Source organism: Psychrobacter sp. SZ93C1, assembly GCF_015864635.1.
Classification (GTDB): Bacteria; Pseudomonadota; Gammaproteobacteria; order Pseudomonadales; family Moraxellaceae; genus Psychrobacter; species Psychrobacter fozii.
Map to the genome: position 1 here is coordinate 195430 of NZ_JADYWY010000003.1, position 26540 is coordinate 221969.

At 43.4% G+C, this 26540-nt stretch carries 21 protein-coding genes; 12 read left to right on the forward strand and 9 right to left on the reverse strand.

Annotation, left to right across the window (positions count from 1 at the left end):
• The first annotated feature begins 117 nt into the window (after positions 1 to 117).
• The 3 genes from xdhB (at position 118) to guaD (ending at position 5438) form a co-directional block, all read left to right on the forward strand.
• A complete protein-coding gene (gene xdhB / locus I6E83_RS05475) occupies positions 118 to 2688 on the forward strand; it encodes a xanthine dehydrogenase molybdopterin binding subunit (protein WP_197100281.1) in 2571 nt (856 codons plus the stop codon).
• Positions 2681 to 3766: an XdhC family protein gene (locus tag I6E83_RS05480; protein ID WP_320158381.1), complete on the forward strand. Its 1086-nt coding sequence runs from the start codon at positions 2681 to 2683 to the stop codon at positions 3764 to 3766. Before xdhB ends, I6E83_RS05480 begins: the two co-directional genes overlap by 8 nt.
• A gap of 229 nt (positions 3767 to 3995) precedes the next feature.
• Positions 3996 to 5438, forward strand: a complete 1443-nt coding sequence (gene guaD, locus I6E83_RS05485; protein ID WP_197100282.1) for a guanine deaminase — start codon at positions 3996 to 3998, stop codon at positions 5436 to 5438.
• Positions 5439 to 5678: 240 nt separating this feature from the next.
• Here the strand turns inward: guaD and I6E83_RS05490 are convergent, their stop codons facing one another.
• Entirely contained in the window at positions 5679 to 6851 is a 1173-nt protein-coding gene (locus I6E83_RS05490; RefSeq protein ID WP_197100283.1) for a cupin domain-containing protein, read from the reverse strand.
• A gap of 143 nt (positions 6852 to 6994) precedes the next feature.
• Between I6E83_RS05490 and I6E83_RS05495 the strand changes: the two genes are divergently transcribed.
• The gene (locus I6E83_RS05495; RefSeq protein WP_110922951.1) at positions 6995 to 7180 is read left to right on the forward strand and encodes an NF038104 family lipoprotein; all 186 of its coding nucleotides are present in this window, start codon (positions 6995 to 6997) and stop codon (positions 7178 to 7180) included.
• Between the two features lie 25 nt (positions 7181 to 7205).
• On the opposite strand, the gene I6E83_RS05500 is transcribed toward I6E83_RS05495, so the two are convergent.
• The 3 genes from I6E83_RS05500 to mnmA form a co-directional block, all read right to left on the reverse strand.
• On the reverse strand, positions 7206 to 7844 hold the full coding sequence (locus I6E83_RS05500; RefSeq protein WP_197100284.1) for a DUF2238 domain-containing protein: 639 nt from the start codon (positions 7842 to 7844) through the stop codon (positions 7206 to 7208).
• 40 nt (positions 7845 to 7884) lie between these two features.
• Positions 7885 to 9288 carry an adenylosuccinate lyase gene (purB, locus tag I6E83_RS05505; protein WP_197100285.1) on the reverse strand — a complete coding sequence of 468 codons (1404 nt, stop codon included), beginning with the start codon at positions 9286 to 9288 and terminating at the stop codon, positions 7885 to 7887.
• A gap of 112 nt (positions 9289 to 9400) precedes the next feature.
• Positions 9401 to 10627 carry a tRNA 2-thiouridine(34) synthase MnmA gene (gene mnmA, locus I6E83_RS05510; RefSeq protein WP_197100286.1) on the reverse strand — a complete coding sequence of 409 codons (1227 nt, stop codon included), beginning with the start codon at positions 10625 to 10627 and terminating at the stop codon, positions 9401 to 9403.
• A 274-nt stretch (positions 10628 to 10901) separates the two neighbouring features.
• Between mnmA and ispF the strand changes: the two genes are divergently transcribed.
• The 6 genes from ispF to I6E83_RS05540 all read left to right on the forward strand — a co-directional run bounded on the left by ispF (position 10902) and on the right by I6E83_RS05540 (position 17231).
• A complete protein-coding gene (gene ispF / locus I6E83_RS05515) occupies positions 10902 to 11402 on the forward strand; it encodes a 2-C-methyl-D-erythritol 2,4-cyclodiphosphate synthase (protein ID WP_194197513.1) in 501 nt (166 codons plus the stop codon).
• A 123-nt stretch (positions 11403 to 11525) separates the two neighbouring features.
• Positions 11526 to 11876 (forward strand): Grx4 family monothiol glutaredoxin, encoded by a 351-nt coding sequence (gene grxD / locus I6E83_RS05520; protein WP_110922946.1) that lies wholly within the window; start codon positions 11526 to 11528, stop codon positions 11874 to 11876.
• A 276-nt stretch (positions 11877 to 12152) separates the two neighbouring features.
• Entirely contained in the window at positions 12153 to 12683 is a 531-nt protein-coding gene (locus I6E83_RS05525; RefSeq protein WP_197100287.1) for a hypothetical protein, read from the forward strand.
• Between the two features lie 230 nt (positions 12684 to 12913).
• Positions 12914 to 14809: a tRNA uridine-5-carboxymethylaminomethyl(34) synthesis enzyme MnmG gene (mnmG, locus tag I6E83_RS05530; protein ID WP_197100288.1), complete on the forward strand. Its 1896-nt coding sequence runs from the start codon at positions 12914 to 12916 to the stop codon at positions 14807 to 14809.
• Between the two features lie 257 nt (positions 14810 to 15066).
• Entirely contained in the window at positions 15067 to 16026 is a 960-nt protein-coding gene (locus tag I6E83_RS05535) for an AEC family transporter (RefSeq protein ID WP_197100289.1), read from the forward strand.
• Positions 16027 to 16199: 173 nt separating this feature from the next.
• Positions 16200 to 17231: an ornithine cyclodeaminase family protein gene (locus tag I6E83_RS05540; protein ID WP_197100290.1), complete on the forward strand. Its 1032-nt coding sequence runs from the start codon at positions 16200 to 16202 to the stop codon at positions 17229 to 17231.
• A gap of 92 nt (positions 17232 to 17323) precedes the next feature.
• On the opposite strand, the gene I6E83_RS05545 is transcribed toward I6E83_RS05540, so the two are convergent.
• The 5 genes from I6E83_RS05545 to katG form a co-directional block, all read right to left on the reverse strand.
• On the reverse strand, positions 17324 to 17479 hold the full coding sequence (locus I6E83_RS05545; protein WP_197100291.1) for a hypothetical protein: 156 nt from the start codon (positions 17477 to 17479) through the stop codon (positions 17324 to 17326).
• Between the two features lie 48 nt (positions 17480 to 17527).
• Positions 17528 to 18529, reverse strand: coding sequence for an LLM class flavin-dependent oxidoreductase (locus I6E83_RS05550; RefSeq protein ID WP_197100292.1), 1002 nt, complete (start codon positions 18527 to 18529; stop codon positions 17528 to 17530).
• A 328-nt stretch (positions 18530 to 18857) separates the two neighbouring features.
• Positions 18858 to 19784: a LysR substrate-binding domain-containing protein gene (locus tag I6E83_RS05555; protein WP_197100293.1), complete on the reverse strand. Its 927-nt coding sequence runs from the start codon at positions 19782 to 19784 to the stop codon at positions 18858 to 18860.
• Between the two features lie 183 nt (positions 19785 to 19967).
• On the reverse strand, positions 19968 to 20552 hold the full coding sequence (locus I6E83_RS05560; RefSeq protein WP_197100294.1) for an HAD family hydrolase: 585 nt from the start codon (positions 20550 to 20552) through the stop codon (positions 19968 to 19970).
• Between the two features lie 140 nt (positions 20553 to 20692).
• On the reverse strand, positions 20693 to 22870 hold the full coding sequence (katG, locus tag I6E83_RS05565) for a catalase/peroxidase HPI (RefSeq protein WP_197100518.1): 2178 nt from the start codon (positions 22868 to 22870) through the stop codon (positions 20693 to 20695).
• An 801-nt stretch (positions 22871 to 23671) separates the two neighbouring features.
• Here katG and I6E83_RS05570 point away from each other — a divergent pair.
• Positions 23672 to 25576 carry an AmpG family muropeptide MFS transporter gene (locus I6E83_RS05570; protein ID WP_197100295.1) on the forward strand — a complete coding sequence of 635 codons (1905 nt, stop codon included), beginning with the start codon at positions 23672 to 23674 and terminating at the stop codon, positions 25574 to 25576.
• 56 nt (positions 25577 to 25632) lie between these two features.
• Positions 25633 to 26529, forward strand: a complete 897-nt coding sequence (gene prmC / locus I6E83_RS05575; RefSeq protein ID WP_197100296.1) for a peptide chain release factor N(5)-glutamine methyltransferase — start codon at positions 25633 to 25635, stop codon at positions 26527 to 26529.
• Positions 26530 to 26540: the final 11 nt, after the last annotated feature.

Genomic DNA, 26540 nt, shown 5'->3' on the forward strand with positions numbered 1-26540 from the left:
AGTTTAGCGTCTGACTTAACTTTCAATAGAGCCGTTCGCAACATAGCTTTTATCATACCGTCAAAACGCTAGAAGCCGAACATACAGGTTTGACCAAAAATATAAGAGAGCATCATCATGAGTCATCATTCTTCATTATTTGACAGCTACAGTATCCGTCGCGTACGTCCACCTAAAAACAAAATCGGTACTGGCGCAAAGCATGATAGTGCGATCAGTCATGTGATGGGCACTGCCACTTATGTCGATGATATGCTAAAACCACAAAGTACTCTACATTTAGCCATCGGCAAGAGCACTCATGCACATGCACGTGTATTGAGCATGGATCTGGATATGGTGAAAGCAGCCGATGGGGTAATAGACGTGATTACCTTTGAGGATATACCAGCTAAAACTGATATCGGCCCCGTCTTTGATGGTGATCCACTGATGGTGGATAAGATAACAGAGTATGTGGGTCAGACACTGTTTGCCGTCGTTGCTACCAGTCATCGAGCAGCCAAAAAAGCCACGCTCAAAGCAGTTATAGAATACGAGCCATTACCAGCGATATTGACTATTGAAGACGCATTAAATCAAGAGCAGTTTGTGCGTCCTAGCCATTTTATGACGCGCGGGGATGCTCAAGTAGCACTTGAATCTGCGTCTACTCGTATTGCAGGCCATATTCATATGCTGGGGCAAGAGCATTTTTATCTCGAAGGTCAGGTGTCATATGTGGTGCCTTGTGATGATGGTGGTCTGGAGGTTTACACTTCATCGCAGCATCCTAGCGAAGTACAGCAGCTCGTCGCTGAAGTAGTCGATCTGCCTTTTCATGCAGTGACTACCGTGGTACGTCGAATGGGTGGTGGTTTTGGTGGTAAAGAAACGCAAGCCGCTGCTTGGGCTTGTCTGTGCAGCATCGTGGCCAAACGCCATAATGTGCCAGTGAGTATGCGTCTAGACCGTCAGGATGACATGGTGGTGACGGGTAAACGTCATGAGTTTGCCAACCGATATGATGTTGGTGTCGATGATGCAGGTCAAATACTTGGCGTGGATATGCAATTATCAGGATTGTGTGGTTATTCACCTGATTTGTCTGATGCTATCGTTGATCGTGCGATGTTCCATTGTGACAATGCCTACTACTATCCAGCGGCACAGATAGCAGGTCATCGCTGTAAGACACACACCGTTTCTAACACGGCATATCGAGGTTTTGGTGGTCCGCAAGGGTTACTAACGGCTGAATATATGATGGATCATATCGCTTATACGTTGGGAAAAGATCCGCTACAAGTACGATTAACGAACTTATATAAAGATGGTCAGAGCACCCATTATGGACAGCCGATTGAGCATTTTGATCTTGCCACGATTATGAAGTCGTTGGCTGATGACAGCGAATATGATAAACGTCGTCAGCAGGTTCTAGAGGCCAATCAAAAAGCAGAAGCTGAGGGCAGTGATAAGCGCTTAGGTCTTGCATTGACGCCTGTCAAATTCGGTATCTCGTTTACCGTACAGCATTTGAATCAAGCAGGGGCATTGGTACATATCTATACTGACGGTACTATCCAGATCAATCATGGTGGTACTGAGATGGGGCAAGGGTTATATGTCAAGATTGCCCAGATTGTCGCCAATGAATTTGATGTAGATTTAGACACTGTAAAAGTTACGGCGACACGTACGGATAAAGTACCGAACACCTCGCCCACAGCGGCTTCATCGGGTACAGATATCAATGGTAAAGCGGCACAGAATGCTTGTATTACTATTAAAGAGCGCTTGGTTGAGTTTGCTGCTGAGCATTTCGAAGTTGTTGCAGAGGACATTAGGTTTGAGAATAATCACGTCTATATTGCCGATAAAGCCACGCTTACTTTTGCTGAATTAACATTGCTGGCTTACCAGCATCGTATTAGTTTGTCTTCGACTGGCTATTATAAAACGCCAAAGATTTTTTATGATCGCTCAAAAGCGTGGGGTCGTCCGTTTTTCTACTTTGCACTGGGTGCATCGTGTTCAGAGGTCGAGATTGATATTTTAACGGGCGAGTATAAAGTACTGCGCTGCGATATCTTGCATGATGTTGGACAATCTATTAATCCAGATATTGATATTGGTCAGATTGAAGGTGGCTTCGTTCAAGGTATGGGCTGGCTGACGGCGGAAGAGCTGATTTGGGATAAGACGGGCAAACTCGCTTCTAATAGCGCGGCTAGCTATAAGATTCCAACGGCTCATGACTTACCAAAACAGTGGAGCGTGAAACTGTTCGATCGCAAGAATGAAGAACAGACTATTTATAATTCTAAAGCGGTAGGTGAGCCACCATTTATGTTGGCCGCCAGCGTCTGGTGCGCGATTAACAATGCAGTCGCAAGCTTAGGTGATTATAAGAAAAATCCAGAGTTGACCATGCCAGCGACGCCAGAAGCCGTATTGAAAGCTGTGATGCGTATGCAAGGTCAAGCGTGGGAGATTGCTGATAAAGTAGATACGGACACTATTGAGAGCTTAACGTCTGTTGACGATAATTACGGTATCGATGATGATCGAGTACAGCCGCAGCAAGTACCTCATGGCAAAGATATTAATCCGACAGAAACTGAAGGCCAGTTATTCGACGATCAGCCCGAGGCGATAAAAGATCCAAATGTATCAACGGCTAGGGGTCCTGCGCACGGTGAGTAATATATCAGCGCCACAAACACCAGCATCACAAGCATCCGAGCCACACGTATCTGAGCCACAAATGTTATCGTGTTCAGCTGTACACTCGATGCCTTTGATATCCTCGATGCGTTGGTATGATGGACTGGCACAATATCAGCAGCGGGGTGTTGCACATGTTTTGGCCACTGTCGTTGCTGTTAATGGTTCAGCACCTCGAGAGTTACAGTCTAAAATGATTGTAACGCTTGATGACTGCTGTGACACCTTGGGCGGCGGTAGTCTCGAGCATGATGTGACGATAACCGCTAGGAAGCTACTCAAAGGTGAGCTAGATATAGATGACTCAAAAGGCTCCAAACCATCAAAAGAAGGTAAGTCTGAAAAAGCCAAAGCAGTACGCCGAGACGCTGTTTATACCAAACATTACCCATTGGGCGCCAAGTTAGCGCAGTGCTGTGGTGGTAGCGTTACGGTTATGTTTGAATGTTTTAATGTGACACCGCCCATGTCGTTATTGGTTTTTGGGGCAGGGCATGTCGCAGCGGCATTAATGACCATACTTGCCGATTTACCTTGTCAGGTCGATTGGGTGGATAGCCGCGCTGAGATGTTTGAGCGTTATGTGACGCAGGATGTTGATGCTATAGATGGCCAAGTTACTTATCAATTGCCTGCGCATATTCGTCCACATATCGAGGAAGATCCTGTGGACTTTGTACGCCCATTCATTGCAAACAGCCACCGGAATGCAGCAGCCAACAAAGGGTCTCAGTACTTTGTATTAGTCATGACTCATGATCATAGTCTTGATTTTGACTTGGTGCGTGCTGCATTGGATGCTTCTATAGATATAAATGCCGATGCTCATGAGGCCACTACCGACGATAGCGCATTACAATCTATACCTTATCTAGGTTGTATCAGTTCAAAAACCAAAGAAAATCGTTTTAGAACGCGTTTGCTTCAGCGCGGCTATAGTGAGCAAGCAATTGCCCAGCTAACCATGCCAATCGGACTTGATATTGGTGGCAAAGAGCCTATGGCCGTTGCGGTATCTATCGCTGCTCAAGTTTTGCAGCTTTATCATTGTGCATAAATGTCATAGGTCATAACTGATATTGACCCATAAACTTTGCATTACTGTTCAACTTTACTGTTTAACTTTCTATTATTCAGACATTACTTTCGTCTTTTATCTTTGTACGCCATAACGATATATAGGCTGCACTCAGTCACTTTGTGTTCAAAATATGCTCGTCATGTTTGAGTGTTTAACATGGCCTAATCTTGTGCCAAAGTGCTGATCCATTAATGTGAGATTTTTTATGGCCATACATATTTATCAAGCCCAATTACTGCATTACCTTACCGAAAATGATATTGCTATCCGATCAAAAGAATTGGAGGCTGCGGCAAAAGATTCAGACAATGCCCAGTATCTAAATACCATAGAGCTGGATAGCAGTATCTCACTATTACCTGTCATCGCAGGCATGAACGTTTATCCTGAGTATATTGCAGACGGTGCACTCGTAGTCGATGATGCAACAGGTCTAATTGTGGATTATGGTGATTGTGCCTCAATGATGTCGCAGTATGGCAATGAGAGCGAGCAAGAGAGTAGAGCATCAGTACAGATTCATAACTGTAAGCACAATCTCATCATGCCAGGTTTTATCGATACTCATGTGCATTACCCGCAGATAGACATGATTGCTGCTTTTGGAGAGCAGTTGCTTGATTGGCTCAATAATTATACTTTTGTCACCGAGGCAAATTTTGGTAATCCAAAAATTGCCCATGATACCGCGCGATTCTTTTTAAACCAGTTGTTGGCCAACGGTACGACGAGTGCATTGGTGTTTTCGACCAGTCATCCGCAATCGGTAGAGGCTTTCTTTACTGAAAGCATTCGACTGAACACACGCATGATTACTGGTAATGTTCTCATGGACCAAAATGCGCCTGATAACCTGTGTGTGCCTACTGAGCAGGGCATCCGAGATACACAAAATATCATCGATAAATGGCATGAGCGTGGACGTCAGCATGTGGCCATCACCCCAAGGTTTGCGATTACATCGACGTCAAAACAATTACAAATGACAGGTGAGCTATACCGCAGTTACGATAGTGTTTATCTGCAAACGCATCTGGCCGAAAACCTTGATGAAGTGGCTTTTGTACGTGAGCTTTATCCCAATCACAAAGGCTATCTGGATGTTTATCATGATATGGGCTTACTGGGTAGACGAACCACACTGGCACATGGTATTTACCTTGAAACCTCAGAGTACGAAGTGTTACGTGATACAGGCACTCAAATAGCGCACTGTCCAACCTCCAATTTATTTTTGGGTAGTGGGCTGTTCGATTTGTCCAAGACCTTGAGTTATACTGGCGTGAGTATCGCGACTGATGTGGGGGCGGGTACTAGCTTATCGATGCTGACGACTTTATCAGAGGCTTATAAGGTTCAGCAATTACAGAAGAAGTCACTATCAGCCCATCAAGGGTTGTATCAGATTACATTGGGCAATGCGCAGTCGCTATTGCTGGATGATAAGATTGGTAATTTTATGCCCAACAAAGAAGCTGATTTTGTCGTGATAAATATGGGCGGTACAGAATTGATTGAGCGTCGTATGACACAGACTAAGTCACTTGAAGAGCAGTTGTTTGTATTGATGATGCTAGGCGATGATAGAGTGATTGAGCAGACCGTTATCGCTGGCGTGAGTCGCTATAAAAGATCTACTATTTTATAGAGTAAGTGTTTGTAGAATTAGTGATAAAAATATGGTTTGTTTAACAAAGTATAGCGCTTCAAACGATAGCGTTTAAATGTGCATATCCGAATGGATTTTATTTGAATGGCTCTTATTTTAATAGCCTTTATTTGAATGGTACCCAGTGTCTATTTTACTAAAGTTACTCTGTAAATAGACACTGAGCGGATTATGTTATGAATGCTGTTTAAGCTTTAGTTAAATACCAGTATTAGCACATTATTCAGGATAATTAATCCAAACCCAGCCGTTTTCTAACCATTCACTCAATTCATCTGGATCAATATCCGTGACATCTTGATTTGTTAAGTGCTCGCCACTGGCCAAGCGTATCAACACCGTCGTTGACGCATCATCTAGCCCATCAATACGCTGACCGTTCGCATATAGTAGGATGCCATCAGCAGTGTGGCTGTAGATCAAGCGGTTGTTATAGTCTGCTTGCAGTGTTGCGCCTTCAGCCAAAGCTTGCATCAGCTCATCTGTATCCAAAGTTTCTTCTGGTACGAGGGCATCATATTGACGCTTGCTAACCACTTCAGACACTGCTTGGCGAATCATGTCGTCACCACGATCAGATTGTAGCATTTGCAATAGTTGGTTTTTGATCGCTTGGATACTGTCAGTTTGTAGCTCACCTGATGCTTGTAGCGCTTGTGGCAGTATCATCGGTATAAATAAATCGCTATCGTTGGTTGCGATATCAGCCATATTATCGATGACTTGCATCAAGTTTGGGCGACGGCAGCCAAAAGAAAACGTCAAACAGTCATCTTGTGCAACGCCAAAGTGCGATAATTTAGGTGGTACGTACAGTACATCGCCAGCTTCTAATATCTCATCAAATATAATCTCGCCCATATCGTCAAAAAGCCTGATTGGCTCATCGGCGACGAACTCTGTGCTTTTATCACAGAATTTGCCTAGCTGCCAACGGCGGTGACCGTAACCTTGTGCCAAAAATACATCGTAATCATCATAGTGTTTGCCCACTGAGCCGCCTTTTGGCGCATATGAGACCATAATGTCATCGCGCTGCCACTGAGGTATAAAGTCAAAAGCTTGCCACAGTTGACCAAGCTCAGGTGACCATTGCTCTAGATTCTGTACGAGCGCCGTCCATTGCTCAGGCAAGTTATCAAAATCAGCTTCAGTCAACGGGCTTTTTTTGAGTTGCCACTGTGCTTGGCCTTCGGTTTTGGTAGCAGACTGGGTCAGTAGGCGTGCTGATGCTTCTTCTTCTAGTGCTAGGCCTAGCATGTCATCAGGTTCAAACATGCCGATGAGTTGTGGTAAGCCTTGCTTAATAAGGAGCGGTTTTTTTTGCCAGTATTCTGCTAGGAATTGTTCAGCAGTGATAGAGGCTGGCAAGCATAGAGGTATAGAGGTCATGAGTAAATCCGTGTCTTTGGGTAGGTATAAGATTAATAATGAGGATTGCTTTATAGGAGGGGTTTAATAGTTTATGATTATCACCTATCTAATAGCGAGTATAATGCTTGCTATCGGAGCCTCTCATTAATCGTAGGAAATTTATGAAAAAGTTACATTTTATTGTCATTATCGCCAGTGTGTTCTTATTGCAAGGCTGTATACATAAGCTTGTGACTGTCCCTGCTAAGATTGCTTATAAAACCACTAAAGGCGTGGTAAAAGGTACGGTCGCAGTGGGTAAAGCCATCATACCGGGCGATAGTGATGACGACAAAAAAGATGATTAGTTTATTATTCAGCTGTTATTTTCGGCTACTTGATCATAGCCCTATCATGACGAATTTGAAATAGAGTAATCACCGCAGCAATTAGCCCACCGAGTAGTGCTAATGCCATGTCTTTGTGGGCATCCCAAACATCACCTTGCTGACCATTATAAGCTTCTGCTGCTTCTGGCGATAAGGTGGTTGCAATTCCCCATTCTAATAGCTCATAGAGCAAACTTGACGACATATTAATCATGAGTGCAATCGCTATCAAAAGTTTGATGGATGATATCTTAAAGATAAATTTTGAGCTCTCAACCATCGCACTGAACAGCAAAAGCCCATAGCTAAAATGTACGAGCCTGTCATACATATTCCGCTGCCAACCAAACAAATCGTTTAAGCTGACGCCAAATATGAGCTGTGTCCAATCATCGTAGGGCACATATGAGTATAGATAACGTGCACCGATAATATGAATGAATAGAAATATTGAAGCGAGAATATAGGAGCGTGAGCTAATATGCCAATAGCGATAGGCTAGCAGCATCAACCCTAAAAAAATCAAGGCACCCAACTGATGTAGTAGGTAGCTTGACCATTCTAGAGGCTCAATACTTGCCAGCACCATTACGATGAATACCGCAATGGTGCTGGCAACCACAGATTTAAAATTTCGCTGCATTTTGCCCGCTTATTTTTTGCTCGCTGTTAATAGCAGCCAATTAAAGCTTGGCAATCCAATCTTTAATGGTAAGGGCTTGCTCAGTGGCATTACCAATATAAGTGGCCGGTGTCATGTCACGTAGACGTGCTTTATCAGCGTCGCTCACGGCAGACAATTCATCACTTTCGACAAACGTTAGCATGGCTTCGCGAGTCATTGCGTTACCACGGGTCAATGCTTTAAGCTTCTCATATGGGTTCTCCACACGGTAGCGACGCATCACGGTTTGAATTGGCTCAGCCAATACTTCTTGTGCATTGTTTAAGTCGTCATTCAAACGCTGTGCATTCAATTCAAGCTTACCAACGCCTTTTAAGCAAGCGTCAAAAGCGATCATGCTTTGTGCCAGACCAACACCGATATTACGCAATACGGTTGAATCTGACAAATCACGCTGCATACGTGAGATAGGCAGTTTTTCGCCCAAATGTGCCAACATAGCATTTGCAACGCCCAAGTTGCCTTCTGAGTTTTCAAAGTCAATTGGGTTGACTTTATGCGGCATGGTAGAAGAACCCACTTCGCCGTCTTTTAGACGCTGTTTGAAATAGCCTAAGCTGATATATTGCCAAATATCACGGTTAAAATCGATCAAGATTGTATTGAAGCGTTTGACGGCATCAAATAGCTCAGCGATGTAATCATGTGGCTCAATCTGAGTGGTGTAAGGGTTAAAGGTTAGCTCAAGACGCTCACCGATGAAGGTTTCAGCATGTGATTGCCAGTCTACATCAGGATAGGCTGAAAAATGAGCGTTATAGTTACCAACCGCGCCATTGATTTTACCCAATAGCTCAACTTGACCGATTTGTTTGATTTGGCGAGCTAGGCGATAGGCCACGTTTGCCATTTCTTTACCAAGGGTCGTTGGGCTAGCAGTCTGGCCATGTGTACGCGACAACATAGGTTGCTCGGCATGAGTAATGGCCAAATCAACGATACTATCGGTCACTTGCTGCATTTTGGCAACCACAATCTCACGGCTGTCTTTCAGCATCAAGGCATATGATAAGTTGTTGATGTCTTCACTGGTACAAGCAAAGTGAATGAACTCTAGCGAATCAATGAGTGCGTCCTGACCACGGAATTTGTTTTTGATGAAGTATTCAACTGCTTTTACATCGTGATTGGTCGTGGCTTCGATGTCTTTGATAGCTTGCGCATCGGCTTCACTAAAATCATCAACGATAGCATTTAAGAAAGCATTCGTTGCCTCATCAAATGCTGCCAATTCGCCGATAGCGCTATTATCAGCCAATGACTGTAACCAGCGAATCTCAACGGTGACGCGAGCTTTGATCAGACCGAATTCAGATAAATAAGGACGTAAACTGTCGGCTTTAGACGCATAGCGACCGTCGATTGGAGAAAGGGCTGTCAAGGCAGAAAAAGAGGTGGTCATAGATATCCTTTAGCTTAGTCAGTGATTGTAGTGAAATAAATCGTTTTAAGTACAACAGTAAAAATAATCTAATAATGGTGTCGTGGTTCTCGAAAGTAACGCTATAATTCTTTTAGAAGCCGCATGGCGCATCAATCGAGGCAATCACGCCGCCGCCTAGACACACTTCGTTGATATAAAATACGGCTGACTGACCCGGAGTGACGGCACGTTGTGGCTCGTCAAACACCACGCGGACATCGCTTCCGTCAGCACTTGTCGCAAATACACGACACGCTTGATCTGGTTGGCGATAGCGAGACTTTGCCATACAGAGTAGACCCTCTGTGGTAAACACTTCTGCGGGTGGCAGGCCGTCGACCCAATCCATTTTATAAGCCGTCAGCTCATTGCTAAGTATCATTGGATGTTCGTGTCCTTGACCGACGATTAAACGGTTTTTGTCTAGGTCTTTTGCCAATACAAACCAAGGCTCTTCAGGACGATCTTTCACACCGCCAATACCAATACCGCCACGTTGACCTAAGGTGTAATACATCAAGCCATCATGAGTGCCGATAGTATGCCCATCGTCGGTCACGATATCGCCTTTTTGGGCAGGCAAGTACTGTTGTAAAAAGTCTTTAAAACGGCGCTCACCGATGAAGCAGATACCAGTAGAATCTTTCTTTTTAGCCGTTGCTAAATCATGCTCTTCTGCAATCTGGCGCACGACAGGTTTTTCGAGCTCACCGACTGGGAACAATGTCTTGGCAATTTTGTCGCCGCCGACAGCATGTAAGAAGTAGCTTTGATCTTTATTATTATCTAGACCACGTAAGAGCTGAGCAACTTCATCCCCACTGGCATTGGTATAATTTACACTGCGTCGCGTATAGTGACCAGTAGCGATGTAATCAGCACCAAGGGTCAAGGCATAGTCTAAGAATGCCTTAAATTTGATTTCTTTGTTGCATAAAATATCAGGGTTTGGGGTGCGTCCCGCTTTATATTCCGCTAAAAAGTGCTCAAATACGCGATCCCAATATTCCATGGCAAAGTTGGCCGTGTGCAGCTTCATGCCGATTTTGTCACACACGGCTTGCGCGTCTGCCAAATCATCCATCGCCGTACAGTATTCCGTACCGTCATCTTCTTCCCAATTCTTCATAAACAAGCCTTCTACTTTAAACCCTGCTTGCTGGAGTAGGACGGCAGATACAGAAGAATCAACACCACCTGACATACCGACAATCACATGCTTGGTGCTAGGATTATCAATATCGGCAAGCGTCAAAGTACGCTGGGCGCTGAAAGAATCAGAAACGGGTATGTTTGATGTATTTGGGATGGCTGACATAAGACGGCTCAACTATTTATACCTTAATTCAAAATTTAACATGACCATATAAGCTGGTGCTGCTTACTAAAGTTACTAGATTTAGTAAGTTGACCACATTGACACTGTCATCTCATCTTTCAGATTTGGTATTATGATAAAATAAGCGTCATATTATACCAGTTAATTGAAACTGGTGGCGACCTATGGCATCTTACTGCTCGTAAAACTGCTTTGGAAATTTAGATAGTAGTTTTAAATTATTTTAATCGCCTCTATTTTATTTGGAATACTAATGATAAAAATTGGACAAGGTATCGATGTTCATGCTTTCCATAATAATGGTCAGCAGCAGCAATATGTCATATTAGCAGGCGTGCCCATTGAGCATACTCACAGTTTGCTTGCACATTCTGACGGTGATGTGGTGTTACATGCGCTCGCTGATGCACTGCTTGGCGCACTAGCGCTTGGTGATATCGGTCAGCACTTTCCTGATACCGATGCGGCACATGCGGGTTTGGATTCGCGAGTCTTGTTACGCTACGTCTATGGCAAAGTACAAGAGGCAGGATATCGGTTAGGCAATGCGGATATTACTGTGATGTGCGAACGTCCAAAGCTGGCGCCGCACAGTCAGGCAATGCGTGAAAATATCGCCAGTGATTTGCAAACAGATATCAGTAATATCAGTGTGAAAGCCACCACGACTGAAAAGTTAGGGTTTACAGGTCGTCAAGAGGGCATCATGGCCAATGCCGTGGTATTATTAGTGCCTCATAGAGTTGATGTTTAACCGATATATAATCATACTTGTAATATCGTGTTGATTGCCCCATGTATCAGCCGTCTCTTTACTCAATTATGTTGTAATATTAATTACTGTTTTCAATGAACCGCTTTATCAATAGGAGCTTTTATGACTGAGCAAACCCCAAACACTGCTGCAAACGACGTTGAACAATTGATCCGTGATCAAATCCGTGACAATAAAGTTATTATTTATATGAAAGGCACACCGCAGTTTCCACAATGTGGCTTTTCTGCTAAATCGATTGAAGTTCTTACTCAGATCGGTCGCCCATTTGCCTTTGTAAATATTTTAGAAAACCCAGAAATTCGTGCGACTTTACCAAAAGTGGCGAACTGGCCAACGTTCCCACAATTATGGATTGACGGTGAGTTGATGGGTGGATCAGACATCATCTTGCAGATGTATCAATCAGGTGAGCTAAAGCCATTGGTTGAAGCAAACAGCCCAGCTGCTTAATGCTAAAAACACTTATCTAAGCTTTTTTATTATAGCCATTCCATTATAAAATTATTACAGCATTAACCTCGCTTGAAGTATCACATATACATCTACACTTGGTTGCCTTGTACTACTTTTAAATTGAATCGACTATATCAAGCTGATAAGTTTTAACAATAAAAGCTCGAGTCAGTCCTTAAGTGGTCGCTCGGGCTTTTATTGTTTTTGTCAGTCTTGCCCCCATATATGGCTCAATAGCAAATATTATAAAAACATAAATAATGAGAGAGTATTATGAGTAATCAACCAACAGAACAACAATTGGCTGAACCGGTATCTGCTGAGCAAGCAGCAATAGAGAAACGCCGCGAGCATTTAAAAAATGAATCGACACGTATCATCGAAATTGCCAGTAGTGAGTCCAACTCAGCACTGAAATGTATCCATCAGCTTAGTGTGGCAGGCGGCGCGACAGAAGCGACGTATGTTGCTATCGAACAGCGCATTGTCGCCGATCAAGATACGGCAGGTGCTTATCATTTGGCATTACTGGCACAAAACACACCAGATCTACCAATTGACGCGCGCCAGCTGATTGAGTTGGTGGCCAATAAAGGTGATAACCAACAGCGCTTGGCATTGCTTAAAAACTTATTATTACCGCCTGTTGAATTGATTAAAGAGCAGATCTTAGCCAGTGCTGACGGCGATGCGATTGGTCAGATGAATGCGTATCTACAGATTAATCCAGAAGGCTATGGTAGCCATCATATGCTGTCTAGTGGTCAATTCGATCAGATCGTACCGCTAAGCCCTGGGAAATAATTTTTATAGTAGACCCTAATTTTAATAGTTTTTGCTATGACGTTTTTTAAGCATCAAAAAATTGTTATAATGATGGGTTATCTACCCAATTACCAACGACTTATCTGAGTCGTTGTCTTTTTTATAAATTCGACTGACGTTTATTTGCCGATTGCCATACTATTTTATAATCACACGGTTTGATAATAAAATAGGGTAATCGGCAGCGTTATGAGTCAAGTGAGGCACACATGCAATACCCAAAACATTACGACGTGATAGTAATCGGTGGCGGTCATGCTGGCACAGAAGCTGCTTTGGCGGCCGCACGTATGGGCGCGCAGACCTTGCTGTTGACTCATAACATTGAGACACTCGGGCAGATGAGCTGTAACCCTGCGATTGGTGGTATCGGTAAATCACATCTGGTGCGTGAGATTGACGCATTGGGCGGTGCGATGGCGCTAGCAACGGACAAAGCTGGTATCCAGTTCCGCGTATTGAACAGCCGTAAAGGTGCTGCCGTTCGTGCCACACGTGCGCAAGCGGATCGTATTCTTTATAAAGCCTCTATCCGTCATACGCTAGAAAACCAGCCAAACCTTGATCTATTTCAGCAAGCTGCTGATGATATCTTGGTCGAAAATGGCCGCGCAACGGCAGTGGTCACCTCAACGGGTATTATCTTTAAGACTGAAACAGTGGTACTGACTTCAGGGACTTTCTTGGGTGGTGTGATTCATATCGGCCTAGAGAATTCCAAAGGTGGGCGTGCAGGCGATCAGCCTTCTATCAAATTAGCCGATCGTTTGCGTGAGCTTAAGCTGCCAGTCGGTCGTCTAAAGACAGGTACGCCAGCACGTATCGATGCGCGTAGCGTTGACTTTAGTGTGATGACCGTACAGCCGGGCGACACGCCGCTACCAGTCATGAGCTATATGGGTGATGTGTCTATGCATCCAGAGCAAGTGAACTGCTATATCACGCATACCAATGCGCGTACCCATGACATCATCCGTGAGAATTTAGATCGTTCGCCGATGTTCTCTGGAAAAATCGAAGGCGTAGGCCCACGTTATTGCCCATCGATCGAAGACAAGATTCACCGCTTTGCGGATAAAGATAGCCATCAGATATTTATCGAGCCAGAAGGCCTGACCACGCACGAGCTGTATCCAAATGGTATCTCAACCAGTTTGCCATTTGATGTGCAGTTAGAGTTTATTCATAGTATGAAAGGACTAGAGAACGCACACATTACCCGTCCAGGCTATGCGATTGAGTATGACTACTTTGATCCACAAAACCTAAAGCCAACGCTCGAAACCAAATCTATCGATCGTCTGTACTTTGCTGGTCAGATCAATGGTACGACGGGCTATGAAGAAGCGGGTGTGCAAGGTTTGCTCGCAGGTACAAACGCCGCATTAGTGACTACTAATAACAGTGAGTTTGATGTGTGGACACCGCGCCGTGATGAAGCGTATCTGGGCGTGTTGGTTGATGATTTGATTACCCATGGTACTACTGAGCCGTATCGTATGTTTACGAGCCGCGCAGAGTATCGCTTGCTGTTGCGTGAAGACAATGCGGATCAACGCTTGACTGAAACGGGTCGCAAGCTTGGCTTGGTTGATGATGTGCGCTGGCAGGCTTATCAAGAAAAAATGGAAGCGATTACGACAGAGACTTCACGCCTAAAAGACATGTGGGCAACCCCTGCAAATGCGCTAGGTAAAAAAGTGACAGAGCAGACAGGAGAGGTGCTTAGCAAAGAAGCGACAGCCTTTGATTTGCTCAAGCGTCCGCAGATACATTTTGCTGATATTGCTGCTATTACTGATTCGCAGGTCGATACACAAGTAGGCGAGCAGATAGAGATTTCTGTCAAATATGCAGGCTATATCGATCGCCAGCAAGAAGACATCGATCAAATGAAACGTCTCGAGAATACCGCACTACCGATGGACTTTGACTATAGTGTCGTATCTGGACTCTCAAATGAGATTGTGCAAAAACTCACGCAAGTCCGTCCTTCGACTTTAGCCCAAGCTGGACGAGTGAGTGGGGTTACACCTGCCGCCATTCAATTGTTAGCCATGACAGTCAAAAAACAGAAAAAAGCGAAGGCTGCGCTAGATTCATAATAACCGTATTAATTTTTGATGACAGCCTAACAAAGCCTTTCATAACAAAGTACTTATAGTATAAAAAGCCCGTAACGAGATATCGTTACGGGCTTTTGTTTGTTAGGATTACAGTTGGTTTCGAAAGAAAGGAGCATGTGACCTTGTCTTACTTGCTACTTTGTCTCTATACTAGGTCAGAAACTTTCTCATTACTTGTTAATTTATCTCGCTGATGTCCATATTATGATGGGCTTGTCATCGAACTGAGCCTATTTATGATTGATGCTATTGTATTTGCTATTACTATCGTCTTACCCAACCTTGCCTTAATGTGGTTGGGTTTTTTTATGCAAAGACGTGGCGAAGCGAGTAAGACGTTTATCGATCAAGCCTCTAGTTTTGTCTTTAATTACTGCTTGCCTTGTTTGCTATTTTTCAGTGTGGTCGACAGTGATGTCGATTATGCCAAGCAAATCACACTGATTATCGCTGGTATCTTAGTGACGTTCCTCTTATTTATTGGAGCGGAAATTTACGCCAAGTATTTTGTGAGCAAACCTGCTGACCAAGGCGTATTTGTGCAAGGTGTATTCCGTAGTAATATGGCGATTATAGGGTTAGCCACGGTTGCCAACGCCTATGGAGAGCGAGGTTTAAGTATCGGGGCCGTCTACATGGGAGTCGTCACGATATTATTTAACATCTTAGCCGTGATTACCCTCAGCCGTGTGTCTAAAAGTGTGGATGATACATGGTCCAGTCGCAGCATTATGATTGTCAAAAAACTATTGACCAATCCACTAATTCTAGCATTGGTCAGTGCTTTTGTTTATAAAGCGCTGCCATTGCCGCCTATTACTGGCGTTATTCATACGACCGGCGACTTATTGGCAGCAGTGGCCTTGCCATTAGCACTTATTTGCGCAGGTGCGAGCATCGATATGAAGTCTATGTTGCATCCATCAGGGTTGTCTATGCAAGCCAGTATAGGACGTATCGTCATTGCGCCAATCGTTGCTATCGCCATTGGCTTGGCATTTGGTCTATCTAGCGTACACATGGGTGTGCTGTTTTTGATGGTGGCATCCCCAACCGCCGCGGCCAGTTACGTGATGGCAAAAGCGATGGGTGGCAATGACATACTCGCGGCCAATATTCTAGCGTTTACCACCGTCGTTGGTATGTTTGGCATGGCAATTGGCGCGGCAACTTTACGCGGATTGGGTATGATGTAAGCTCTGTTTTGGGGCTATAAGATGACACATATAGTCAGTGAACTACTAAACCGCTACGGCGTTATCCTCCTTAGATGTACTACTTGTACAATCTGCAGTCGGCTGCCTTGTAGCCATTTTAGAGTTCTTTGACTATAAGTGAAATAATAAATTCATAAGTAGGAGCATTAAAAGTGCAATTGTTAAATAAAGCAGTCGTGACGGAACACCTTAATATGCAGGCAGCCGTTGATGCAATTGAGACATTGTTACATCAGCAAGCAGCACATCCTAATTGGATTAAATCTCCTGAGCGTTTGGTGATAAGCACCTTTACTGATTCTGATAGTCATCGTTCAGGCTCACATTTATCTATGCCAGCCACGATGTATGATGGTGAGAACGAATACACGGTCGTAAAGTTAGTGACTATCTGTCCTGATAATCCCAGTCGTGATATGCCAACGACTACAGCTATTGTTACCGTATCAAATAACGATACTGGCGCTATACTAGCAATTATGGACGGCATCTATATTACGCAGGTACGTACCGCCGCATTGTCAGGTATCGCGACCAAGTATATGGCAAAAGCCGATTGCCATAGTGTCGCAGTGGTTGGTTGTGGCGGCATGGCTTATGAGCAATTGCATGCAGTGCTAACGGTACGCCCAGAGATTGAGACGGTGTATTTATGGAATAGAAATCATGAAGGTGCACAGCAATTTAAAACGCGTTTTGCCCGTGATTATGCCCAATGGAATGTAGATATTCAGGTCTGTGAAGCGTTAGACGATGCCGTCCGTGATGCCGATATTATTAATGTAGCAACTCGTGCTACTGAAGGTTTATTTAGTATTGATCAAATCAAATCTGAGGTACATATCAATGCAGTCGGGGCTTATCAGCCTTCGATGAAAGAGATAAGTAATGATGTGATTGCCAATAGTAAGATGGTCATCGTGGATGATTTGGCTGGCAGCCATCACGAAGCGGGTGACTTAATTCAGGCGCATGACAACGATGACTGTACGTGGGTATGGGATGACCTGAGCGGTGATTTGCAAGCGTTGGTTACCGCAGAATTAAAAGAAGGCATTGCTAAGAGCGATAAAGGTATGACGCTATTTAAATCGGTTGGTGCAGCCAGTTTTGATGCGGCAGTTGCATTATATGTGGCAAAACAAGCCCAACAACAGAGTCTAGGTTCTTCAGTAGATTGGTAAAATCTGTTTATCGTTGAAACACAATAAGTTATTCTGTGACGGATAGTAAAATTAAATAAGCCCCCTTTTCAAATAAGAGAAGGAGGCTTTTTTTATGAATTCAAATTGTCTTTATTGCGTTTGTCTTCTCTACGCTGTTTACGTTTTGGGCTGGTACGGTATGTCAAATAACCACCAACGACCATCACGGCAAGAAACACGACAATATACAAAAATATCGATGAACCAATCAAAGTAGAAGTTTCCATAGCACTTGTCTTATTAGGGTTTATCAATAATTATGCAATTGTCCTATATCATTGTAAAGTAAACAAGTTTAGCTCAGATGTAAGTTCAAGTGAACGCAAACGAGCTGCCTGATCGTAGATATTGGCAGTCACAATTAGCTCATCTGGCTCATATTTTGCGAGAAATGCAGCAAGTTTTGGTTTGACGGTTTCGACAGAGCCGATGAACGATACTGACAATGCATTATCTACCATCATTTTTTCTGCTTGGCTCCAAATACTATCTATATCGTGAGTAGGCTTTGGCATTTGACCTGTTTCACCGCGGCGCAAGCGTACAAAACTCTGTTGCGCTGAGGTAAAATGATACTGTGCGGTCGCATCGTCATCTGCCAGTAACAAGTTCGCGGCTAGCATAACATAAGGCTTGTCTAAATAAGCGGATGGCTTGAACTGCTCACGATAAGCGGTAATCGCTTGCTCAAGCATTTGTGGGGCAAAGTGAGAGGCAAATACATAAGGCAACCCAAAATGTGCAGCTAGCGTCGCGCCAAAGAGAGACGAGCCTAATATCCAAATAGGAATGTTTGTTTTTGCTCCAGGGAACGCTTGCACAGCACTGCCATCTGTATCATTGCCTAAGAAATACATCAGCTCTTGCACGTCTTGCGGGAAGCGCTCAGCATCTTTCATTTGTCGGCGTAATGCCTGAAAAGTCGCACCATCAGTACCGGGTGCACGGCCCAGACCTAAGTCTACACGATCGCCATACAATGCTTGCAAAGTACCAAATTGCTCAGCGATGACGAGCGGCGCATGGTTGGGTAGCATGACACCGCCCGCACCGATACGTATACGCTTGGTTTGACTGCCAATATGAGCCAATAGTACTGAGGTTGCCGCACTAGCAATACCGGGCATGTTGTGATGCTCGGCCATCCAGTAGCGGTTCAGACCGAATTTTTCTGCTTGCTGTGCAGTGTCAACGGTCTGGGCAATACCTTCAGCGATGGTTTTGCCTTGAGGTACGGGTGCGAGATCTAAAAAAGATAAGGGAATGGTTTTACTCATAAATCACCTGTTTGGTCAGTTTAAAAGCATTCATCGTTTTTCTGACAGTCTTATAGGCTGTTTATAAAAACGTTGAGTGCTTGACCCTTAACATGATGGGGCAGTTCTACTGAATATAAAGGTCAGAGATGGAGACGATAACAAATTTTAATAATGTGATATGAATACAAGAGGAGAAGATTGAGAGTAAGTTTCTAACAGAAATGGCGGTATGAAAAGCAAACTGCACCCTTATCTAGTGACGAGGGTGCGGCCGAATTTTGTATGAATAGAAATATTAGCTAATTTGTCTTTGGAATTGAAAAGGTTTTTTAGCTAAGGTAGCTTTTTAACTAAACTGCTTTTGGCATAATTCCATAAAAGCACGTCCATATTGGCGAATTTCAGCATCGTCACGTACAGCCATCCAACTGGTAAAGCGACCAAAATGATCCACTGGTATCGCGGTCAAGTTCTGATAATGACTCGGCTCAAACGCCATCTCGGCAATAATACCAATGCCTAAACCAAGACCGACATACGTGCTAATAACATCAGCATCAAGTGCTGCTAGCACGATATCTGGCTCTAATCCTGCCTCGTCGAAAGTCTTATCAATCGCGCCACGTCCAGTAAAGCCACCGTGATAGGTCACGATTGGATAGCTGGCAAGCGTCGGCAAATCAATAGACTCTTGATTTGCAAGTTCATGGTCGCTTGGCACAATGACTCGATGCGTCCAATCATAATAGCGATAACAGCGTAGATAGTTATTGTGCAGCAAAGACTCGGTTGCGATACCAATATCGGCTTGACCACGAATAACCATCTGGGCGATGGTTTCTGGATCTGCCTGTTGTAAGATGAGATTGACCTTTGGAAAACGCTCTTTAAACTCTTTTACCACTTGCGGTAACACGTAACGTGCTTGTGTGTGAGTGGTGGCAATGGTTAATGTGCCGATATTTGGGTTATTAAAATCAAGACTAAGATTTTCAATAGTACGAATTTCAGCGAAGATAGACTCAATGTGAGGCATGAGCGCTGTACCCATCGTCGTCAGACCTGTTAGGCGTTTGCCTTGACGCACAAAAACCTCGGTCTTTAGCTGGTTTTCAAGCGCTGCAATATGCTTTGACAGACTTGATTGGCTGGTATGTAGCACGGTCGCCGCTTGACTTAAGTTATAGCCATTAATCACTGTATGCCATACTGTTTCCAGCTGCTTGAGCTGAATCTGTAAATGTCGCTGATTGACCACTACATCGATTGCCATAACTTAGTCCTGTTATATAAATATACAAACCCTGTCCGTATACATAAAATAAAAATGTATCAATATATAATAAGAGAACAGTGTAAAACAAAGTGGTTATTCTTGTATATACTAAATAGTTATCTATTTATATTTTTTTGGAATATGCGGTTAAAAGTATACATTGAAATTGTTTTTGAGTACTCAGAAGTGCTGATAGAATCTTTCATCTGCTAGACTCAGCAACGCTTCATCTTCTAATGTGTCTCCATAAGCATATATAGTGTCAAAATTACTCAGATTATATTTTTGTTCAACCAACTGCTTTTTCGTTATTCCGCTACAGTCATCATTGATATAGTTACCTGTCAATATACCATCAACGACATCTACCTTAGTACATATCAAGTCTAGTCCATATTTTGTACACCACGGACTGAGATATAAATCCAAAGATGCAGAGACGATAACGACGATGTCTCCTCTTTGTTGATGCCATTTTATTTTTTCGAAAGCATTAGCTCTTATATAATTAGGTATCATCAGCTCAGAAAATGCTTTACCTTTTATTCTAAGCTGTCGCTCATTTGTCCCTTTAAAAGCGAAGTTATAAACTTTTTTTCGAATCTCGCTACCGTGTAATCTACCTAGCTTATATTTAACGATAGTTGGTAATAAGATGATTTTACCTACATTAATTTTTCTTTTATTTGCTGCGAATAATATAAATTTGGTAAAGGTATCTGTGTTCGTTATGGTGCCGTCAAAATCAAATAAGGCTATATTCATAATTTAATTCTCTAATAGATAGGGCGTATTCATTATAATATTTACTTTGGATTAGATGTGATACAAACATAAAAAAACAGCCACCTTTCGATGACTGTCTTAGCTTGTAATTCAAATAACAATCTTGCCTTTAATGATTCTTAACTGAAACGATCCGCATTCATGACTTTGTTCCAAGCACGAACGAAGTCACGAACGAATTTCTCTAAGTTATCATCCTGTGCATACAGTTCAGCATATGCGCGCAAGATAGAGTTTGAGCCAAATACTAAGTCGACACGGCTGGCTTGCCATTTGACGTTTCCAGTAGCGCGCTCACGCAATTCATATAGTGCCGTGGCATCATTATTATCAGTCTTAACAGGATTCCATGTATTGCTCATGTCAGTCAAGTTCACAAAGAAGTCATTGCTAAGCGTACCTGCACGCTCAGTGAAGACGCCTTGCTGGCTTTGAGCATAGTTGGTATCAAGGACACGCATACCACCGACCAATACAACCATTTCAGGAGCAGTTAGACCCATTAGCTGGGTACGATCTAATAGCATCTCTTCAGGAGATACCACATAGCTACCTTTAATCCAGTTACGGTAACCGTCATGTATCGGCTCAAGATCAGAGAAGCTTTCGGCTTCAGTCATCTCGTCGCTAGCATCACCGCGACCAGCATCGAATGGTACTTCAATCTCAACACCTGCGTTAGCTGCGGCTTTTTCAATGGCAGTATTACCAGCCAATACGATTAGATCCGCTATGCTTACTTCTTTATCGAAGTTCGTTTGGATAGTCGTAAGCGCTGCAAGTACGCGATTTAATTGCTCAGGCTCATTACCTGCCCAGTCTTTTTGCGGCGCTAAACGGATACGAGCACCATTGGCACCGCCGCGATAGTCTGAAGCACGGAAGGTACGAGCGCTGTCCCATGCGGTAATAATAAGCTCGCGATGATCAATGCCACTGTCTAATATCTGTGCTTTTAGGCGATCGATATCATCAGTACTCAGATCAGCGTTACCTTCTGGAATTGGATCCTGCCATGTGAAGTCTTCTGATGGTACGTCTGCACCTAAATAGCGAGATTTTGGTCCCAAATCACGATGGGTTAGCTTAAACCAAGCTCTTGCAAAAACTTCATCGAAGTACTCTGGGTTGTTGTGGAAATTCTCTGAAATTTCACGATAAATAGGATCTTTAATCATCGCCATATCAGCATCAGTCATGATTGGGTTACGGCGTACACTTGGGTCATGCGCATCTAAAGGACGATCTTCTTCTTTAATATCGACTGGCTCCCATTGCCACGCACCTGCTGGGCTTTTCGTTAGTGCCCACTCATGATTGAGCAGTAGGTCAAAGTACTCATAGTTCCATTCGGTTGGATTCGTGGTCCACGCGCCCTCGATACCACTTGAGACGGTATCACCTGCATTACCCGTGCCGTTAGGGTTGCGCCAGCCTAGGCCTTGCTCTTTGATGTCAGCACCTTCTGGCTCATCTTCTAGTATCGTTGCATCACCATTACCGTGACACTTACCAACGGTGTGACCACCCGCTGTCAAAGCAACCGTCTCTTCATCATTCATCGACATACGGCCAAAAGTGGTTCGGATGTCTTGTGCCGTTTTGATTGGGTCAGGGTTACCATCGACGCCTTCTGGATTGACATAGATCAAGCCCATTTGCACAGCGGCTAAAGGATTCTCTAATGATTCACGTTCTTCATCATTGTCGTAACGGTTTTTGGTAGCGGCAAGCCACTCACGCTCAGAACCCCAATAGATATCTTTTTCTGGATGCCAGATATCAGCACGTCCACCCGCAAATCCTAGGGTTTTGAAGCCCATAGATTCATAAGCCATGTTACCTGCTAGGATCATCAAATCTGCCCAAGACAGTTTATTGCCGTATTTTTTCTTGACTGGCCACAGTAGACGACGTGCTTTGTCCAAGTTGACGTTGTCCGGCCAGCTGTTTAGAGGGGCAAAGCGTTGATTACCTGTATTAGAACCACCACGGCCATCAGCGCGGCGATAGGTACCGGCAGAATGCCATGCCATACGAATCATCAAGCCACCATAGTGTCCCCAATCTGCTGGCCACCATTCTTGTGATTCTGTCATTAGATTTTTCAAATCAGTTTTGACTGCTTCTAAGTCTAGCTGTTTGAATGCTTTAGCGTAATCAAAATCCGCACCCATTGGGTCTGTTTTGTAATCTTGCTGATGTAAGATATCTAGATTAAGCGCATTTGGCCACCAATCTGTTGCAGCAGATGCAGTGGTAGTATGTGCTTGATGCATAACTGGGCAGCCACCCATGCTAGGGCGTTTTGGCTCGTGTGAGTTATCAGCATTTTCACTATGAATAGTCGGTCCAGTGCCATCCCCTTTTTCATAGGTGGTATTGGTTGATGCAGTATTGCTGCCTTTATGATCTACAGGACAGCCGCTATTATCTGCTGTGTTCTTATTGTCAGTTGAAGTATTGGTTGAGTCAGACATGGTATTACTCCTGGGTTATGATAATCGAAAAGAACAAACCGTTAATCTTGGTAACCGTTGTTTATGTAAAGAGCATAACCAAACTTAGTAGATTTATAAAACTAATATATAAGAATTATATGTTTTAAATTATCAATCATAAAAATTTTGATGTTTTGTTTATTAAAATCGTTGTTAGTACCATCGCTCATTACTATTGGTTTAATAACAGCTGGTTGAACATACGGCAAACCTACCAAGCAGGCATCCATTCCATTTTTATTTATATATTGCCCATCTATTACATGTTGCCCATTGATAATGCCATTATTAGAACTCTTTAAAAAGGGGTAATAGTAAGAAAAAAGAAAGCCAAACCAACCCTATTGAAATATTACTACCATTTGCGTTACTACTTAGAAAGATAGTCTACTGTACAAAGGCTACGAGCCATAAGTTAATGTAAAAACATCTAGTCAAAATAAAGGTTCTCAAGTACCATAACTGAATTTTGTTGTAATCGTAATATTGGTGCAACGTAGAGCAATTTTTATCGATCCTTTCGTTTATAACTTATTCTAAAGATTGATAAAAATTGTGCACGGTTGTGTTCTTTGTCTGAATTGTTGGTGAGTTATTATGTCTGCTGTCAAATCTGTACCACCCAATCAACCGGCTATCAAAAAATCATGGGGAGAAGCTGCAAAAGCTTATTTAGACCCCCGTGTCATTATCATGTTGTTTTTGGGCTTTTCAGCGGGTATTCCCATACTGCTTATTTTCTCCAGCTTGTCCTTATGGCTCAGAGAAGCTGGTATTGATCGTAGCGTCGTGACCATGTTTAGTTGGGCAGCACTTGGCTATTCGTTTAAGTTTATATGGGCACCATTAATCGATGCGCTCCCTGTGCCATTTCTGACCAAATGGTTGGGCCGACGCCGTAGTTGGATGGTGGTATCGCAGCTGCTTATCATATTGGCTATCTTTTTGATGGCAAATGTAAACCCTGTTAGTGAAGACGTTTTAGTCTACATGGCAGGGGCTGCGGTGCTGTTGGGCTTCTCTTCTGCCACACAAGATATCGTGATTGATGCTTACCGTATTGAGTTAGCACCGCCATCGATGCAGTCGATTCTATCTTCTATCTACGTGTCAGGCTATCGCATCGGTATGATTGTGGCTGGGGCAGGCGCTTTATATTTAGCTGACTTTTTTGGCTCGAATGAGACTTTTTATAGTTATGAGGCATGGCGTAATACTTACTACATCATGGCAGGGGTCATGACGTTAGGGGTATTAACCACGTTTGCCAGCTATGAGCCAACGGCTGAGACGTTACAACACAAAAAGCAGAAGAGCAATCTTAAGGTATTTCTGATTTATTCTGGTTTACTACTAATACCGGGATTGATTTTTAGTTTGATATATCTAATCAATATTTTGGTCAATAAAGTATTTAGCAGTACCATAGCGATGATACCGTTAATGGCCATGCCAGCAATTAAGTTTTACTTTTTGGCCTTGGTCGCTTGTGCGCCTTTATTGCTGCTGTACTTCATTATCAACCAACCTAAAATTATCAATAAAGCCCCATTAGTTGCTGAAACTCGCGAAGATTACGTAAGATTGGTATTGCTATTTGTATTCTCTGTCGTTGCGTTTGTCATGGCTTATGTCTTGATTGGACCATTATTTCCAGAGTTCGAAGGCGCGTTTTCTAGCTTCTTTGTAGAAACATTACATCTGCTGATAAGCTTGGGTGTGGCGATGGCTGCAGGTTATGCACTCGTACAAGTAGGGTTGGTCAAAAAAGAAGTGGCGATGGCCACTTGGGTTGAGCCAATTTTAGATTTCTTTAGACGCTATGGTAAAAAGGCATTTTTATTATTGGCGCTCATTGGGTTATACCGTATTTCAGATATTGTGGCAGGCGTGATCTCCAACGTCTTTTATCAAGACATGGGCTTTAGTAAAACGGATATCGCCAACGCAGTGAAACTCGTCGGTGTGATTATGGCGATTGCAGGTGGGTTCTTGGGCGGGCTATTAGCACAGCGATTCCGTATGATGCATGCCATGATGATTGGCGCTATTCTTGCGTGTGCTACTAACTTGTTGTTTGTGCTACTCACTTACAATCCAGGCAGTTTGCCGTTTATGTATGTTGCGGTCATATTTGATAACTTAGCAGCAGGACTGGCCAGTGCGGTGTTTATTGCTTTCTTATCAGCGTTGACCTCCATACGTTTTACAGCAGTACAGTACGCTATTTTCTCATCACTCATGACGTTGATTCCTAAAGTAATGGGCGGATATTCGGGTGCTATCGTCGATAATATGGGCTATCCATTTTTCTTCATTTTTACCTTTGCGATAGGTATTCCGATTCTGGCGCTGATTTACTATGTCGATAAGCATATCGTCATTGGTGACAACGATGACATTTATGGCGATGATGAAGGTGATAATAGTGGTGGTAATAAATTAACAAAAGCCAATCCAAGTCTGTCCGATACCAAAGAGCCACCACGTGCTACGGAGTAGTGGCTGCATCTGGTTTTTATCTTATTCACCACGCACATTATTTTTAAGAGCTACCTATGACAGCATCCATTCGTCAGATAAAGCAGCACATTCAGCAATTGATGAATGAGGCTGTAAACAGCAAGCTACCGTCATTTTGGTTCACGGATTGGCTGTTGTATGTCGTTGATAAGCCTGCGATAGCGTTGATGACAGATGAAGATTATCAGCTAACAGACAGCGAGTTTGAGCAATTCAATGCAGGTGTGACCAAGATGCAGGCAGGAATACCGCTTGCGTATTTGACGGGTCAGCAAGAGTTTTGGTCACTGACGTTTACTGTTAATAAGCATACGTTGATTCCTAGACCTGATACTGAAGTGTTGATTGAGCAAGTATTAGGCTGGATAGCAACTCAATCAAAATGTACAGATGCTAGTCAACCAAAGCGCTTGCTTGACTTGGGTACAGGATCAGGCTGTATCGCGATCAGCCTTGCACATGAATTAAAGTCAAAAAATATTGGTGATATATCCGATAGCTGGCAAGTGGTTGCAGTTGATTTGTCGCTAGAGGCGCTGAAAGTAGCTGAGCACAATGCGGCTATCAATGACGTCGCTGATATTAAGTTTATACAAAGCAGTTGGTACGACAGTCTGCCTACTGATGACAGTCAGCTATTCGATGTGATTGTATCTAACCCTCCTTATATTGATGAGGAAGATGAGCATTTAGCTCGATTAGTCGCTGAACCTATTAGCGCGTTAAGTGCACCCAATCATGGACTGGCTGATATAGAGCATATCGTCCAGACAGCTTCGCAATACTTGCGTGCAGGGGGATTGTTAGCGATTGAACATGGCTTCGATCAAGGTGCACAGGTTAGACAGCTGTTTTCGGATAATGGCTTTGAGTCTATTCATACGGTAAAAGACTACGGTGATAATGACCGTGTGACGCTAGGGAAAATTTAATAAATAGATTC